Here is a 1,091-nt window from a genome sequence, read left to right as displayed (position 1 = left end):
GAATTCGTCACCGAGTCGGTGGCTTTCGATCACCCCCTGTGGGTGCTGTACTCCTCGGGCACCACCGGCAAACCCAAAGGCATCGTCCACGGCCACGGCGGCGTGCTGCTCGAACACCTCAAAGCCATCGCCCTGCACACCGACATCGGCCCCACCGACACCTTCTTCTGGTACACCAGCCCCTCCTGGATGATGTGGAACTTCCAGATCGCCGGACTCCTCGTCGGCGCCACCATCGTCTGCTACGACGGCAGCCCCACCCACCCGGGCACCGACACCCTGTTCCACCTCGCCGCCACCACCGCCACCACCGTGCTCGGCACCAGCCCCGGCTACATCCTGGCCTGCGCCAAAGCCGACACCCACCCCGGGCGCGACCACGACCTGACCACCCTGCGCAGCATCGGCATCACCGGCTCGGCCCTACCACCGTCCTCCGCACTGTGGCTACGCGACCACCTCGGCGACCACATCCCCGTCACCTCCATCAGCGGCGGCACCGACGTCGTCTCCGCCTTCCTCGGCGGCGTACCCACTGTCCCGGTCTGGCCCGGCGAACTATCGGTGCCCTACCTCGGCGCCGCCGTCGCCGCCTACGACGACCACGGCCACCCCGTCCACGGCGAGGTCGGCGAACTCGTCATCACCGCACCCATGCCCTCGATGCCCGTCCGGTTCTGGAACGACCCCGACGGCTCGCGCTACCACGACGCCTACTTCACCACCTACCCCGGCATCTGGCGCCACGGCGACTGGATCACCATCACCGACCACGGCAGCACCATCGTCCACGGCCGCTCCGACTCCACCCTCAACCGCCACGGCATCCGCATGGGCTCCGCCGACATCTACCAAGCCGTCGAAGCCCTCCCCGAGATCACCGAATCCCTCGTCCTGGGCATCGAACAACCCGACGGCGGCTACTGGATGCCCCTGTTCGTCGTCCTCACCCACGGCACCGACCTCGACGACGACCTCGAACACCGCATCAACACCGCCATACGCGAACACCTCTCCCCCCGACACATACCCGACGAGATCATCGCCGCCCCCGCCATCCCCCACACCCGCACCGGCAAGAAACTCGAAGT

The 1,091-nt window shown here is 67.8% G+C and carries 1 protein-coding gene; it reads left to right on the top strand.

Annotated features, from left to right (window positions below):
- Nucleotides 1-1,091: acetoacetate--CoA ligase (locus QMO76_RS35195; protein ID WP_306365701.1), on the top strand; the 1,091-nt coding region annotated here is incomplete at both ends.

It is taken from the genome of Nocardia sp. CC227C (assembly GCF_030767025.1).
In the GTDB taxonomy this organism is placed as follows: domain Bacteria; phylum Actinomycetota; class Actinomycetes; order Mycobacteriales; family Mycobacteriaceae; genus Nocardia.
The sequence above is the reverse complement of the archived record's forward strand: the minus strand, read 5'-3'. Positions and strand labels throughout refer to the sequence as shown.